Below are 13930 nucleotides of genomic sequence, written 5' to 3'. Positions count from 1 at the left end.
AAAAAGGGTGAACCTGACCATAATGGTCATTGGTTCACCCTTTTTTGGCACTCAGCTCAGCTTACGGAGAATTCAGCAGACGTTTCGGCCCCGGATGGATACTTACCTGCTTGACCCGCGGCAGGCCGGTCTGCTGCTCTTCAAAGACCGTCCCGTCATAAGTGACATTGAACCGCTTCAGCAGCTGATCGCCGATTCGCTGTTCCGCCGGTTCAAACTGAATCACCTGGTCACCGGCAGCAGCCTGGCCTAATGCGGCATTCACAGTCAGGTTCCCCTTAGCGAAGAATCCGCCTTGCAGTGAAAATATCGAACCGACACCATATAGTTCTGCCTCGCCATCCGTATAGAAGAAGCCCTTGAGAGCCATGGGCTCACTGTTTACAAAAGCGTCCACACGGGTGATCAGCACATCTCCCTTGGAGATCAGTACCAGCTGGCCTGTCCCTAACCCGCTGACCGATGCGTCTACGATCCGGGTCTGACCTAGGACATATATAGTCCCGTTAAACGATGCCCTGCCATGGATATTTACATTCCCGAGCACGATGATATTCCCGAAGGTTTCCAGCTCCTGCTGGCTCAGGTTATTGATATTTAGATCCCCCGTGACGATCAGCCACTTGTGTTCATTTTTCGCAGCACCCGTGAATTTAAGACTTGCAAAAGTTGCCCCGTCGATCGTCAGGGTACCATCAAATACCGAGGAAGACGCCAGATTTTCCAGTGTGTTCTGCAGCTGAATCATCTTGTTGCGGTATTCCTGTACCTTCTGCTCGTATAGATCCAGCTCCGCATAATAGGCCTTCCACGCTTCATCCGTATCTTCCGCAGGTTTGGCTGGCGGGTTCCCTGGTTCCTCAGGCATTCGCAGCTGCTGCAGCGTACCGAAATGTCCGGACGTCAGCAGACCTGCCAGATTCCCGCTGCTTTTCATGAATTCGCGGTCAGCCTCACGGCCGCCCACGGCCTCTGTCAGCTTATCGAGCACGGATTCCTCCACATTGATCTGTACGAACTTTTTCCTGCTCTTGATTTTGATATGGTTCTGGGCATTCTCCGGAATATGAAAAATTTTTCCCGCCGCACCCGAAGGGTGACTGCTCTGCGCCAACGTGATCTCTCCGCTGCTGCCGGACGAAGGATCAACCCATGCCGGTAAGAACAGCCGGGATAAGGATTGGACGTAGGCATCTCCATTCAGGAAAGGGAAATCGGTCTCCTTGACCGGTGCAGCACCTTTGTAGATATAATGCGCGATATTGCTGACCTTCATATCCCCGCCGGCATACATATTACCGGTCACCTCGGGTGCTCCGTTCAGCGTCAGGTCATTCTCGGAGCCTAACGCATAATTCAAAAAATCAGGATAAGCATCAATCGTGATCACCTGCTGGAGGTTGCGTTTCACGCCGTTCACATCCGCAGAGGAGGTCAGTGTCATTTTATAACTTGTCTTCTGACGGTCTGCGGATGCCGTCTCATACTGGATATCCACCACGCCGCCGGAGGCATTGCGTGAAGTCAGATCCGTACTGACCGGCAGCTTGTCGGCCTGATCCAGACGGGAGCGAACCTCCTGAATGACGGCCGTCAGCTCCTCAGGCTCGATATTCTGCCTGCCTTCCAGCTGGGATGTGATGTAGGCAACCGCCTCATCCAGTGACTTCTCCGCCAGATGCAGGCTCTGCACATCACTCTCCCGGGTGGCCGTCCGCTGCGCGCCGCCCAGCGTTGCACTAAGAATTCCCATTCCCAGTATGGTAAAAATAAGGACAACGAACAGCACCATCACCAGTGCCGATCCGTCCTCCTGCCGCAGCTGCTTGCGCCCCTTCATTGCTTAGCCCCCTTACTACTAGAATCCGAATTTACTCTGCAGCTTCAATGGAAATGCCTTGCCGTTGTAGGTCTGCATTAGATCAAGATTAACGCTGATCAAGCCGCTGCTGCAGGCTGTTCTTCCCTGGCAGTCCAGTTGGATTGCCGATGCATCCGTCCCGCCGGTAACGATTGTTGAGTCTATATCGATCCGTCCCTGTTCTGTTGAGGCAGGCTTACCGTCTGCCACATCACGGATATAGAGCCCATTCTGATCTATCCGGATTTCACGCCACTCTTTCTGTCCATTCTCATCACGCTCCAGCAGTAAGGAGGACGCTCCTGAGCTTCCTTGATCCTGGCTGTATTCAACCAGTTCCGGTCCAAATTCGTACATGGCCGTCATGATCGAGGACATGAGCAAGTCCCCCTCCTCCCGCAGTGAATTCTCGATCCGAACTTCATGGTAGCTGCGCAGCCCAAAAATGGTCACGCTCGAAATCATTCCCAGCACGACGACTAGCAGTGTCAGGCTAAGCATCATCTCCACCAGGGTGAAACCGCCTTCCTGCTGCCATCCTGGTAATCCCCGTTTATCGTTATCGAATACTTTCATCCGTTATGTACCCCTCCACCTGAACCTCACTCTGCCTCCCCTGTACATCCGAAGATGGCTGAACCGTTACAATTACCGGCAGCAAATACTTGGCCCCTTCCTTTTTCGGTACGTTTGCGGAATTGGCCATCTGATCATAGAGCTTGTCCTGGTAGCTGATCGTTACATGATAATCTATTCCGTTAATTGTAGGATTGAGAACGCTGTACAGCTCGGGCGGTGCGGCTTTGCCAGCCGTATTAAATAATGCGCCATCATAGCTGCAGGCCCCCGCCTTTGTGCACTGATCCCAAGATAATTGCCCCTTTCCTTCACGGAAAAAGGCGGACAGCTCATCATAATTCTGTTTCTGCACATAAAAGAGCGCGTTCCGCGCCAGGTTAACCATCACCGTCTTGTTCTGGTTGCTTTTGGAATAAGACAATGCATGAGTAAAGTAGGAGATCAGAACAAGCGAGACGATGGATAATATGGTAATGGCAGCAAGCACCTCGACTAATGAAAAGCCTTGCTCCCGCTGCTTCTGTTTGGGTAATATCAAGTTCTTTCCCCCATCCGATGGACCGATCTAGATATTTTTACTTATATCGGTAGATTCTCTCACTCATTATAGGCGGTGCAAGCTTTGCCAGCAATGATAAATTGGTAGAATAGACCTATTATTCCTGCGGTTTAAGGTCTCAACCATGAAGCCCGGTGTACGAAGTTATGAAAATACCAAAGAGCCCTGCCCCTGTCCGGGCAGAGCTGCATTATTTCTGTGATTTGCTATTGAAATGAAATCCGATTCTGCACACCGTCCCAAGTGACCTTACTGCCTGTCAGTTCAGCCAAGGTGGCAGCCGAGATCAGCTGTACATTCCATACCCGCTTCATGTTCGGCATGGCCAGCCGGCTTCCGTCCTCATTTATGATATGATCCCCGTTGATCGTCTTCGTCTTGCCGTTCATTGTCATCGTGATGGCCCCATTACTGTACCCAATCTTCGCCCCAAGAGCCTCCGCCGTCTGGCGCAGCGGTACCCATACCTTCCCCTGCTCCATGATCGGGGCTGCCATGGAATCCGGATCCTGTCCGCGGACCAGGAGCTCAATAGACCTGCCCACCGCCGTCGGCTTGAGACGGTAGCCTCCATCCTCACCAATGCCCAGCCGTCCGAACAGATTGGTCCCCCAGCTGCGGACGGTGCCGTCCGGCATCAGGGCATAAGCTGCAGCCTCTCCCTGCTGGATATCAACGGCACCCTTCAACAGCGGTTCCTTAACAGGCCGGGTTGTACCATAAGCCGTGCCATCGGCTTTCAATTTCCGTTTCCAGGTCCAGACGATACCGTCCTCCGTCAGCGAGTAATAAGTCCCATAGACATCAGCACGAAGCTGGCCTACCATGGCCGACTGCTTCTGCAGCCGTTCTTCCCCAGGCATCGTATTCCAGCGGTAATACTGCCCGTTCTGCCCCTGCAGAATCATATAGCTGCCGTGACGGGAGAGCGACTTGATCTGCCTTGCTGAGGGTACGATCTGAAGCGCCGTTGTCAGTTCCCATTTACCGTTTACTGTTTTGAAATGAAATTGATACTCGCTGACCGTCCCGTCTTTCTTTAAAGCCAGCATCCCCTCAGCACCTAAATCGGCAATGGAGGTCACCTGGTCCAGACCCTGAATTTGCCTTGGCGTATCACTTAGCGTCGTATTCTCCAGTCGCGCACTGTCGTTCTGCCAAGCCCAGACTGTGCCGTCCTTCTGGAGCGCATAGTAGGCATAGTATCCAGCCTCAACCTGTACCACATCACGCACCCCCTTCACTTGCACCGGCTTTCTGCTGCTTCCCTCTGTATGGTTCGCCTGATTCCCGGGGAGGGGGCCGCCCCACGTCCAGACCGAGCCGTCTTGTCGCAGGGCCAGGCTGCCGGTGCTGACAGCTACCTGCTTCACCTGCTCCAGTCCTTTGATACGGTATGGGCTGATAGAAGCCGCATATACCGTCGCTCTTCCGGTCCCGAATTGACCTTCCGCATTGCTGCCCCAGGTCCAGACGTGACCATCCTTATCAACAGCATACACCGTCCCTCCCCAAGAACCAGGTGCAGCTGTAAGGCTTACGATTCCGCTGAGCGGCTTAACCTGTGCGGTTGTCTTCGTCTGTGCAGAAGAACTGGAGGCTGCCGCATGCTCAGCAGGGAGTACCAAACCCGAAGTCAGCAGTGCACCCGCCAAACCCACTGTGAAGCACCAGCTTATTGTTTTGTGAAGTATACCTTTCATGAATTCATCATCAGCCTCTCAGTTTCAAATTTAAAAATCTATATGGAAATATACGGAGATACGCAGAGCTACACGGATATATAAGGAACTTTAATATAAGGATCTATACGGGTCTATCCGTTCTGTGCCGCAGACTCCTTAATCGCTTGGAGGATTGCTGCAAGCTGCTTGTAAGCATGTTTCGGCAGCTCATACAGATGGTTCGTGTCTTCCGGATCCAGGCACCAGCCCTCACCGGTATCCCTGTTAAGGTACAGATCATACTGCTGAGCATGGTCTCCGTACCGGAGGGTCAGTTTCTCTTCAGCCGGGCCTATATCTACAACGCACTTCCGCTTACGGCCGCTCTGCATGATATCCGCCAGATTTTCTATCGTCTTCGGATCGGTGACATGCACGGCCTTGGTTTCATAGGTGTAAGAAGCACGCTGTACCGTACTTGTTCTGTCCAAACTTCCGCATCCGGCTGCCCCCAGACTTATCATGGACAGCAGCAGGATAAGTGCTGATGACTGCCGTGAATTCATGGCACTCCCCTTTCGTTATCCTCTTAGATAATCAACAGATTTGTCGTCCAAAAGGTTGCTGTAAACATAAAAAAAGAGCAAATTCCGTATCGGAATCTGCTCTTTTGCTGCTTTTCCTATTAAACCTGTACGTGCTCATCCACCCATTGGGAAGTCGCCTGCAGCCTGGCTTCACTGCGTTCGATAGCAGCCTGCACCTGCGCGGTTGCGGTACCCCCGTATACGTTGCGGGCATTGACGACCGCTTCCGGCTGAAGAACGTCATAGATTCGCTCGTCGAACAGCTCGGAGAACTGCTGAAATTCCTCCAGGCTGAGATCCAGCAGATACTTGCCGTTCTGGATGCAGTACAGCACGGTTTTGCCGATCACTTCGTGCGCCTGACGGAACGGCAGTCCCTTGTTAACCAGGAAATCTGCGATATCCGTTGCATTTGAGAAATCCTGATTCACCGCTTGGCGCATAACATCCTTCTTCACCTTCATCGTGGCAATCATCGGAGCGAACAGCTGCAGGGCCCCCTCCAGGGTCGCCACTGTATCGAACATGCCTTCCTTGTCTTCCTGCATATCCTTGTTATAGGCAAGCGGCAAAGATTTCAGCACGGTCAGGAGACCGATGAGATTGCCGTAGACACGGCCTGTTTTGCCCCGGACCAATTCAGGCACATCCGGATTCTTTTTCTGCGGCATAATACTGCTGCCGGTACAGAAGGCGTCATCCAGCTCAATGAAGTTGAACTCGTTGCTGCTCCACAGCACCAGTTCTTCACTCAGACGGGACAGATGGGTCATAATCAGTGATGCGCCGGCCAGGAATTCCACAATGAAGTCACGGTCGCTTACCGCATCCAGACTGTTCTCATACACACCGTCGAATCCAAGCTGCTCTGCCACAAAATGGCGGTCAATCGGGAACGTTGTTCCCGCCAGCGCGCCAGCGCCGAGCGGCAGGATGTTAATCCGCTTGTAGCTGTCCATCAGACGCTCCGCATCACGCTGGAACATGGACACATATGCCATCAAATGATGGGCGAACAAGATTGGCTGCGCACGCTGCAGATGCGTGTATCCCGGAACGATCGTGTCCAGGTTGTCCCGTGCCTGTATCACCAGTGCTTCCTGCAGGGCATGCAGCATGCCTGTCAGGCTGACCACCCGATTTCGCAGGTACAAGTGCATATCTGTCGCCACCTGGTCATTCCGGCTCCGTCCGGTATGCAGCTTGCCGCCGACCGCTCCAACCTCTTCGATCAGGTGCTTCTCAATATTCATATGAATATCTTCATCCGATACCGAAAATTCAATGCTGCCTTCACGAATACGTGCCAGGACCTTGTGCAGCCCTTCCTTGATCGTGTCCACATCTTCCTGGGGCACAATCCCGCAGCGCCCCAGCATCGTGACATGGGCCAGGGAGCCCTGAATATCCTCTTCGGCCAAAGCCTTATCAAATCCGATGGAAGCCGTATATTCCTCCACCAGCTTGTTCGTCTGTTTCGTAAAACGTCCGCCCCACAGTTTGCTCATTGCCAGTTCTCCTTTTACAACGCAAGGGCCGCTGTAGCCTTCCGTTCCGCACACGGTGACGCTTCCTTCAGCATCACAGCGTGCAGGACGTTGGACGCTCAGTGACCCCCTGCCGATTTGATAAAATATATTACTTGCTGTTCTCTACACCAGAGTGAACCTTTAAACGCAGTGCGTTCAGGCGGATAAAGCCGGTAGCATCGCCCTGATCATACGCTTGTGTCGGATCGGCCTCCATGGTTGCAATATCCGGATTATACAGGCTGACAGGACTCTTCACCCCTGCGCCAATGATATTGCCTTTGTACAGCTTCACGCGTACGGTACCCGTAACGTTTTTCTGGCTTTCCGTAACCAGCGCCTGCAGAGCAAGGCGTTCCGGTGCGAACCAGAATCCGTTATATACGAGGGTTGCATACTTCGTAATCAGGCTGTCACGCAGGTTCATCACTTCACGGTCCATCGTGATGGACTCCATTTTGCGGTGAGCCGTGAACAGAATTGTACCGCCTGGTGTCTCATAGACTCCCCGGCTCTTCATACCGACAAAACGGTTCTCAACCATGTCCACACGTCCGATTCCGTGCTTGCCGCCCAGCTCGTTCAGCTTCTCCATCACCTGCAGCGGGCTCAGACGCTCGCCGTTCAGGGCTACGCAATCGCCCTTCTCGAACTCCAGCTCCAGGTATTCCGCTTCATCCGGTGCATCCTCAGGCGCATTGCTGAGTAGGAACATGTCCTTGTTCTCCGGTGCGCTCGGATCAAACCAAGGATCCTCCAGCACGCCGCTCTCATAGCTGATATGCAGCAGGTTGCGGTCCATGGAGTAAGGTTTTGCCGCAGAGGCGGTTACCGGAATGCCATGCTTCTCGGCATAAGCGATCATCTCGGCGCGGCCCGGGAACTGGGCACGGAACTCCTCCAGACGCCATGGTGCGATAACCTTAATATCCGGTGTCAGAGCAGCCGCGTTCAATTCGAAGCGAACCTGGTCGTTGCCTTTGCCTGTTGCGCCGTGGGCGATCGCTGTCGCGCCTTCCGCACGGGCGATATCTACCATCCGCTTGGCGATCAGCGGACGTGCAATACTTGTACCCAGCAGATACTGTCCTTCATACAGTGCGCCGGCCTGGAACATCGGATAGATGAAGTCGCTCGCAAATTCGTCACGCAGGTCGTCGATATATACCTTGGAAGCGCCTGTAGCGAGCGCTTTTTCCTCCAGACCGTCCAGCTCTTCCTTCTGACCGATATCCGCAGTGAATGCGATAATTTCGGCATCATATGTCTCTTTCAGCCATTTAAGAATAACGGACGTGTCCAGTCCTCCGGAATACGCCAGAACGATTTTTTCTTTTGCCATGATCTGTGGTTCCTCCCCTGAATGCTTACTAAATATAAATATTATCCCATCAATGCGGCCATCAGCGCTTTCTGCGCATGCAGCCGGTTCTCTGCTTCATCAAAAATAACCGAGTTTGGCCCGTCGATGACGCCGCCGCTCACTTCTTCCCCGCGGTGAGCCGGGAGACAGTGCATGAACAGATAGTCCGGCTTCGCCAGCTTCACGAGCTCCTCGTTCACCTGATAATTCGCGAACGCCGCTTCACGTTCCTTCTGCTCGGCCTCAAATCCCATGCTGGCCCATACATCCGTGTAGATGACATCGGCATCCTGGACCGCTTCCTGGGTACTGGTCGTGACGACAATCTTGGCACCGGTCTCGCGGGCGATCTCCTCGCACTGCTGCACAATCGCTTGATCTGGCTCATAACCGGCCGGTGTAGCCACCGAGACATTCACGCCCAGCTTGGCCCCGCCAATCATCAGTGAATGGGCCATATTATTACCGTCGCCAATGTACGCCAGCTTTAATCCTTCGAGCTTGCCCTTATGCTCATAGATTGTCTGGTAATCCGCCAGCACCTGGCATGGATGCGCCGAGTCGCTCAGCCCGTTGATGACGGGAATCGAGGCATGCTCGGCAAGCTCAACGACTTTTTCGTGTCCGAAAGTACGGATCATGAGACCGTCGAGGTAACGGGACATGACTTGTGCGGTGTCGCTGACGGTCTCGCCGCGTCCGAGCTGGATGTCATCCTTGCTCAGGAACAGAGCGTGCCCGCCCAGCTGGTACATGCCGACTTCAAAGGATACGCGTGTGCGTGTTGATGACTTCTCAAAAATCAGTCCGATCGTCTTGCCTTTCAGCGGCTGGTGCACTTCACCGTTTTTTTGCTTGGCTTTCAGTTCGATTGCCAGGTCGATCAGATATCTGATCTCAGCCGGTGTATAATCGGTCAGCTCGATAAAGTCCCGGCCTTTCAGATTGATCTGCTGCGTTTGGGCAGCTTGGCTCATGTGGATTCCCCCTATAATTGAACAGCATATTTCAAAAATAATGTTCGCTATATGAACGCTGAATCGCGTATATCATTCCAACCTTAAGCCTGATGAACTGCTGTATGCTCCTGGATCAGGGCTGTCAGCATACTGACCGCCTGATCGATTTCATCCTTGCTCACATACAGGTTCGGCAGCAGACGGATCACGGTAGGCCCTGCTGTAACAAACAGCAGCCCTTTCTGCTGACCAGCCAACACAATGTCGTTCACCGGTGCAGCACATTCGATACCGATCATCAGACCTTTCCCGCGGATTTCCTGAACAAATGGAATATCCTTCAGGGAAGCCTTCAGCTGCTGCATCAGGTACTCGCCGGACTTCGCTGCACGCTCAGCCAGCTTCTCCTCTACAATCACTTCTACCGTTGCATTCACAGCGGCCATCGCCAGCGGCGTGCCGCCGAAGGTGGAGCCATGGCTGCCGGCTGTGAAGGCTTCTCGCAGATACCCTTTGCCCAGCATGGCGCCCACAGAGAAGCCGCTGCCCACGCCTTTGGCGACAGTGAAGATATCCGGTTCGATGCCGTAATGCTCATAAGCAAACAGCTTGCCCGTACGTCCCATGCCGGTCTGGATCTCGTCAATAATAAGCAGAATGCCCTGCTCACGGCACAGCTCGCTGATGTACTGCACGAATGCGGGTTCAACCGGATGAACACCGCCTTCAGCCTGGATCATCTCGATCATGATTGCTGCTGTTGAATCATTTACCGCTTCAGCCAGCGCTGCTTTGTCATTCAGCGGCACATGTCTGAAGCCGGCAGGAAGCGGCTGAAAGCCTTCCTTCACCTTATCCTGACCTGTGGCTGTCAATGTAGCCAGCGTACGGCCATGGAAGGACTGATTGAACGTTATGATCTCATAACGTCCGCTGCCCTTCACCTTCTGCTGATACTTCCGCGCCAGCTTGATCGCCGCTTCATTCGCTTCGGCTCCGCTGTTGCAGAAGAAGACCGCATCCGCGCAGCTGTTGGCTGTCAGCAGCGCTGCTGCACGCTCCTGGCCCGGAATGTGAAACAGATTCGACACATGCCACAGCTCGTCGATCTGCTGCTTCAGCTTCTCCGCGACCTTGCGGGGCGCATGCCCCAGGTTGGTGACGGCCAGCCCGCACATAAAATCCAGATATTTATTACCTTTATCATCCCACAGCCAGCTGCCTTCGCCTTTAACCAGACTGATCGGGTAACGGGCGTACGTCGGGAACAGCGCGCTTTCCCGTGCTCCTCCATCACCGGAAACCGCTCCGTTCCCGCCTGCTTGTGTGTATTGTTGTTGACTCATCTGCTTCACGCTCCTGTCTTCTGCAGCAGCCTGGGCTGCGCAGCCGTTTGATAGTTATGTCCTGCTACTCTTATTAATCTATGAATTTCATCCAAGTAGATGTTATGCACGATTTAAGCCATACAATGAAGCCATGCTAGCCATTAAGCCATACGAGCAATTAAGCCATGCGCACAATACGTGTGCCGATCGTCTCCCCCTGCAGCACCTGGGTCAGCACCCGGGGTTCCGAACCGTCAACAATGACGACTTCGCGTACCTCGCCATGTATACAGGCTACGGCCGCTCTAACCTTCGGAATCATACCACCATAGATTTCTCCGGTAGCGATCATGTCTTCGATTTCCTGTACAGTGACAGAAGGAAGGACCTTTTTGACTCCATCCACCGTCTTCATAATGCCCGGCACATCCGTCACCACGATCATCCGGCTCACACCGAGATGGGAAGCGACAGCCCCTGCAGCCGTATCCGCATTAATATTATATCGCTGGCCGCTCGGGTCAACGCCCACCGGCGCAATAACCGGCATATAACCAAGCTTCAGCACCCCGTCTACAATCTCCGACTTTACCGAGACGACATCGCCAACCCAGCCAATCTCTGCGCTGTTCACGACAGGCCTTGCCTGGATCAGCTGCCCGTCAACGCCAGACAATCCAAGCGCCTGCCCGCCGTGTGTGCTGATCCGCCGGACGATCTGTTTGTTAATGCTGCCGGCCAGTACCATTTCTACCACGTCAAGCACCGGCTCCGTCGTCTTGCGCAGCCCGTTCACGAATTCGGATTCAATCCCCAGCTTGCCAAGCGTATCCGAGATGGCCGGTCCGCCGCCATGAACAATCACGGGCGTAACGCCCGTTCGCTGCAGCTCCACCAACTCATCGAAAAAGCTGCCCGGCAGCGCAGCCAGCGTGCTTCCCCCGCACTTCATAACAAAGCTGCTCTTCTTCTGCTCTGCCCGCTCTTCTGCAAGCAGCGCTTCAGCTGTACCGGATGTGTTTGCCTCTGTCATTTTCTCCATCTCCTCCCCGCTGTTAAACTAGCAATCTATCAACCATTTATGTGCGATACGCCGCATTAATCCGGACATAATCATAGGTCAGATCACAGCCCCAGGCCGTTGCGCTGCCTTTGCCGTGATGCAGATCCACTGTGACCGTGACTGTATCGCCCTTGAGATACTCCAGAGCGTTATCCTCATCAAAAGCCACCGGACGTGAGCCCTGCAGCACCACAATCTCACCCAGACGGATATCCACTGTATTCGGGTTCACCGGCTCGCCGGCACGGCCGACGGCCGCGATAATCCGGCCCCAGTTGGCGTCTGCGCCGAACATGGCAGACTTCACCAGGCTGGATCCGATCACCGTCTTGGCAATGGCACGTGCTGATTGTTCGCTGACCGCGCCGTTTACCGTCACTTCAACCAGTTTCGTCGCGCCTTCACCGTCCCGCGCAATAGCTTGAGCCAGCCCACGGCAGACATAGATGAACCCTTCTGCAAAAGCATTCCAGTCCGGATGCCCCGGGTTCAGCTTCCGGTTTCCCGCAAAGCCGCTTGCCATCGCCACCAGCATGTCGTTTGTGCTCGTATCCCCATCTACGGTAATCATGTTGAACGTCGTGTCCGTCGCCTGACGCAGCAGCTGCTGCAGGGCCGGCTGATCGATGTCCGCATCCGTCGTCATGAATGCCAGCATCGTCGCCATATTCGGATGAATCATACCAGAGCCTTTGGCTGCACCCGCGATCGTGACCGGGATTCCGTCAACTTCAACCGATACGCAGATTTCCTTCTTGACCAGATCGGTCGTCAGAATGGCCTGGGTGAACTGCTCCGCACTTCCCGCTTCCCGCTGCACCTGAGCTGGCAGAAGCTTGATTCCGCCCAGTACAGCCTCCATATTCAGCAGCTCGCCAATCACACCCGTCGAAGCAACCGCCACTTCGTCCGGAGCAAGTCCCAGCTCCTGTGCCAGAGCTTCACGCATGCGGTAGGCGTCGCGCTCGCCCTGCTCTCCTGTACAGGCATTCGCATTCCCGCTGTTCACCACGACAGCCCTCAGCTGTCCGTTCGCCAGACTTTCCCTCGTCACGGCGAGCGGAGCCGCCTGGATCAGGTTGGTTGTATATACCGCTGCCGCTGCAGCAGGTACCTCGCAGACAATGACGCCGAGGTCATTACGCCCGTTTTTCTTCAGACCGCAATGCAGCCCGCCTGCCGAAAATCCCTGTGGTGTTACAATCGAGCCGCCCTCGATAACGGTGAATGTATGATTTTCCATGATAAATGTGCCCTCGTATGAACGTACTGCCGCTCACGTTGCTCTCCCTATGGATATACAGGCGTCAAGCCCAGCCCGAGGTTCTCCTCCCATCCCTGCATTAGATTCATATTCTGGATCGCCTGCCCGGCCGCACCCTTCACGATGTTGTCAATAACTGAAACTACCGTAATTCGCCCCGTACGCTCATCCGCCGCGAAGCCGATATCACAATAATTGGAGCCGCTCACCTCTTTGGTGGCCGGCCATGTACCCGCTCCGCGCACCCTTACAAACGGATGCCCGTTGTAATATTCACGATACAGCTGAATGAAGTCTTCATTCGTGTACTGCCCGTTCATGCCTGCATACATCGTCGTCATAATTCCACGCGTCATCGGAACCAGATGGGTCGTGAAGCTTACCGTGACCGGTTCACCCGCAATCCGGGCCAGCTCCTGCTCAATTTCAGGAATATGCTGATGCCTGTTGATCTTGTAAGCCTTGAAGTTCTCATTCACCTCTGCAAAGTGATTCCCCAGACTCGCCTTGCGTCCTGCGCCGGAAATGCCGGATTTCGCATCAACAATGATGCTCCTGTGATCAATCCAGCCCGCTTTTAATGCAGGGATTAATCCCAGCAGTGTCGCTGTCGGGTAGCAGCCCGGATTCGAAATCAGCCGCACATCATGTGCATCCGGTCCGTAAATCTCGCTTAAGCCATACACAGCCTCGTCCAGCAGCTCCTGGGAAGGTGCCTCATGCTGGTACCATTCTTCGTACGCCGCCCGGTCCTTCAGACGGAAGTCGCCTGACAGGTCTATAACCTTCAGTCCGGCCTCCAGCAGCTGGGGTACCAGCTTGCCGCTGACGCCCGATGGTGTTGCCGTGAATACGAGCTCGGCCTTAGCCGCAATCTCTTCTGGATTCACACCGTCCAGATTCCGGACCATAATATCAGTCAAATGCGGAAAACCTTCTGAAATCGGTGTACCGCTGCTGGATGCCGATATAACAGATACCACTTCTGCCCGCGGATGCTGCTGTAAAAAACGAATCAGCTCCACCCCGCCGTAGCCGGTGGAACCGATGATTGCCACGCGTATGCTATTGCTCACTGCTGCTCCCCCTATCCGCTCTCTTGAATTATGTATTATTATACGACTGTATTCATATAAATACAACATTATTACATCCATTTTACATGAAAGGGCAG

At 54.0% G+C, this 13930-nt stretch carries 12 protein-coding genes; all 12 read right to left on the bottom strand.

Annotated features, from left to right (window positions below; genetic code table 11):
- Nucleotides 1–61 precede the first annotated feature (61 nt).
- A complete protein-coding gene (locus Q5741_RS09200; RefSeq protein ID WP_305023770.1) occupies nucleotides 62–1840 on the bottom strand; it encodes a hypothetical protein in 1779 nt (592 codons plus the stop codon).
- 18 nt (nucleotides 1841–1858) lie between these two features.
- Nucleotides 1859–2437 carry a prepilin-type N-terminal cleavage/methylation domain-containing protein gene (locus tag Q5741_RS09195; protein ID WP_305023769.1) on the bottom strand — a complete coding sequence of 193 codons (579 nt, stop codon included), beginning with the start codon at nucleotides 2435–2437 and terminating at the stop codon, nucleotides 1859–1861.
- The gene (locus tag Q5741_RS09190) at nucleotides 2421–2978 is read right to left on the bottom strand and encodes a type IV pilus modification PilV family protein (protein WP_305023768.1); all 558 of its coding nucleotides are present in this window, start codon (nucleotides 2976–2978) and stop codon (nucleotides 2421–2423) included. Before Q5741_RS09190 ends, Q5741_RS09195 begins: the two co-directional genes overlap by 17 nt.
- A 227-nt stretch (nucleotides 2979–3205) precedes the next feature.
- On the bottom strand, nucleotides 3206–4702 hold the full coding sequence (locus tag Q5741_RS09185; protein WP_305023767.1) for a stalk domain-containing protein: 1497 nt from the start codon (nucleotides 4700–4702) through the stop codon (nucleotides 3206–3208).
- 113 nt (nucleotides 4703–4815) lie between these two features.
- Nucleotides 4816–5229 (bottom strand): hypothetical protein, encoded by a 414-nt coding sequence (locus tag Q5741_RS09180; RefSeq protein ID WP_305023766.1) that lies wholly within the window; start codon nucleotides 5227–5229, stop codon nucleotides 4816–4818.
- A 119-nt stretch (nucleotides 5230–5348) separates the two neighbouring features.
- Nucleotides 5349–6758 carry an argininosuccinate lyase gene (gene argH, locus Q5741_RS09175; RefSeq protein WP_305023765.1) on the bottom strand — a complete coding sequence of 470 codons (1410 nt, stop codon included), beginning with the start codon at nucleotides 6756–6758 and terminating at the stop codon, nucleotides 5349–5351.
- Between the two features lie 130 nt (nucleotides 6759–6888).
- On the bottom strand, nucleotides 6889–8121 hold the full coding sequence (locus tag Q5741_RS09170) for an argininosuccinate synthase (protein ID WP_305023764.1): 1233 nt from the start codon (nucleotides 8119–8121) through the stop codon (nucleotides 6889–6891).
- 41 nt (nucleotides 8122–8162) lie between these two features.
- On the bottom strand, nucleotides 8163–9119 hold the full coding sequence (argF, locus tag Q5741_RS09165) for an ornithine carbamoyltransferase (protein ID WP_305023763.1): 957 nt from the start codon (nucleotides 9117–9119) through the stop codon (nucleotides 8163–8165).
- Nucleotides 9120–9202: 83 nt separating this feature from the next.
- Nucleotides 9203–10447 (bottom strand): acetylornithine transaminase, encoded by a 1245-nt coding sequence (locus tag Q5741_RS09160; RefSeq protein ID WP_305023762.1) that lies wholly within the window; start codon nucleotides 10445–10447, stop codon nucleotides 9203–9205.
- 160 nt (nucleotides 10448–10607) lie between these two features.
- Nucleotides 10608–11381, bottom strand: coding sequence for an acetylglutamate kinase (gene argB / locus Q5741_RS09155; RefSeq protein ID WP_305023833.1), 774 nt, complete (start codon nucleotides 11379–11381; stop codon nucleotides 10608–10610).
- 127 nt (nucleotides 11382–11508) lie between these two features.
- A complete protein-coding gene (gene argJ / locus Q5741_RS09150) occupies nucleotides 11509–12735 on the bottom strand; it encodes a bifunctional glutamate N-acetyltransferase/amino-acid acetyltransferase ArgJ (protein WP_305023761.1) in 1227 nt (408 codons plus the stop codon).
- Nucleotides 12736–12782: 47 nt separating this feature from the next.
- The gene (argC, locus tag Q5741_RS09145; protein WP_305023760.1) at nucleotides 12783–13832 is read right to left on the bottom strand and encodes an N-acetyl-gamma-glutamyl-phosphate reductase; all 1050 of its coding nucleotides are present in this window, start codon (nucleotides 13830–13832) and stop codon (nucleotides 12783–12785) included.
- Between the last annotated feature and the right edge of the window lie 98 nt (nucleotides 13833–13930).

Origin of the sequence: Paenibacillus lacisoli (assembly GCF_030580655.1) — a bacterium.
Classification (GTDB): Bacteria; Bacillota; Bacilli; order Paenibacillales; family Paenibacillaceae; genus Paenibacillus; species Paenibacillus lacisoli.
The sequence above is the reverse complement of the archived record's forward strand: the minus strand, read 5'-3'. Positions and strand labels throughout refer to the sequence as shown.

Bases quoted from the DNA above. Each gene is read 5' to 3' on its own strand.
- argB (WP_305023833.1), bottom strand. From the start codon at position 11,381: ATGAAGTGCGGGGGAAGCACGCTGGCTGCGCTGCCGGGCAGCTTTTTC.
- Q5741_RS09160 (WP_305023762.1), bottom strand. From the start codon at position 10,447: ATGAGTCAACAACAATACACACAAGCAGGCGGGAACGGAGCGGTTTCC.
- Q5741_RS09185 (WP_305023767.1), bottom strand. From the start codon at position 4,702: ATGAAAGGTATACTTCACAAAACAATAAGCTGGTGCTTCACAGTGGGT.
- argF (WP_305023763.1), bottom strand. From the start codon at position 9,119: ATGAGCCAAGCTGCCCAAACGCAGCAGATCAATCTGAAAGGCCGGGAC.
- Q5741_RS09200 (WP_305023770.1), bottom strand. From the start codon at position 1,840: ATGAAGGGGCGCAAGCAGCTGCGGCAGGAGGACGGATCGGCACTGGTG.
- Q5741_RS09195 (WP_305023769.1), bottom strand. From the start codon at position 2,437: ATGAAAGTATTCGATAACGATAAACGGGGATTACCAGGATGGCAGCAG.
- Q5741_RS09170 (WP_305023764.1), bottom strand. From the start codon at position 8,121: ATGGCAAAAGAAAAAATCGTTCTGGCGTATTCCGGAGGACTGGACACG.
- argJ (WP_305023761.1), bottom strand. From the start codon at position 12,735: ATGGAAAATCATACATTCACCGTTATCGAGGGCGGCTCGATTGTAACA.
- argH (WP_305023765.1), bottom strand. From the start codon at position 6,758: ATGAGCAAACTGTGGGGCGGACGTTTTACGAAACAGACGAACAAGCTG.
- Q5741_RS09180 (WP_305023766.1), bottom strand. From the start codon at position 5,229: ATGAATTCACGGCAGTCATCAGCACTTATCCTGCTGCTGTCCATGATA.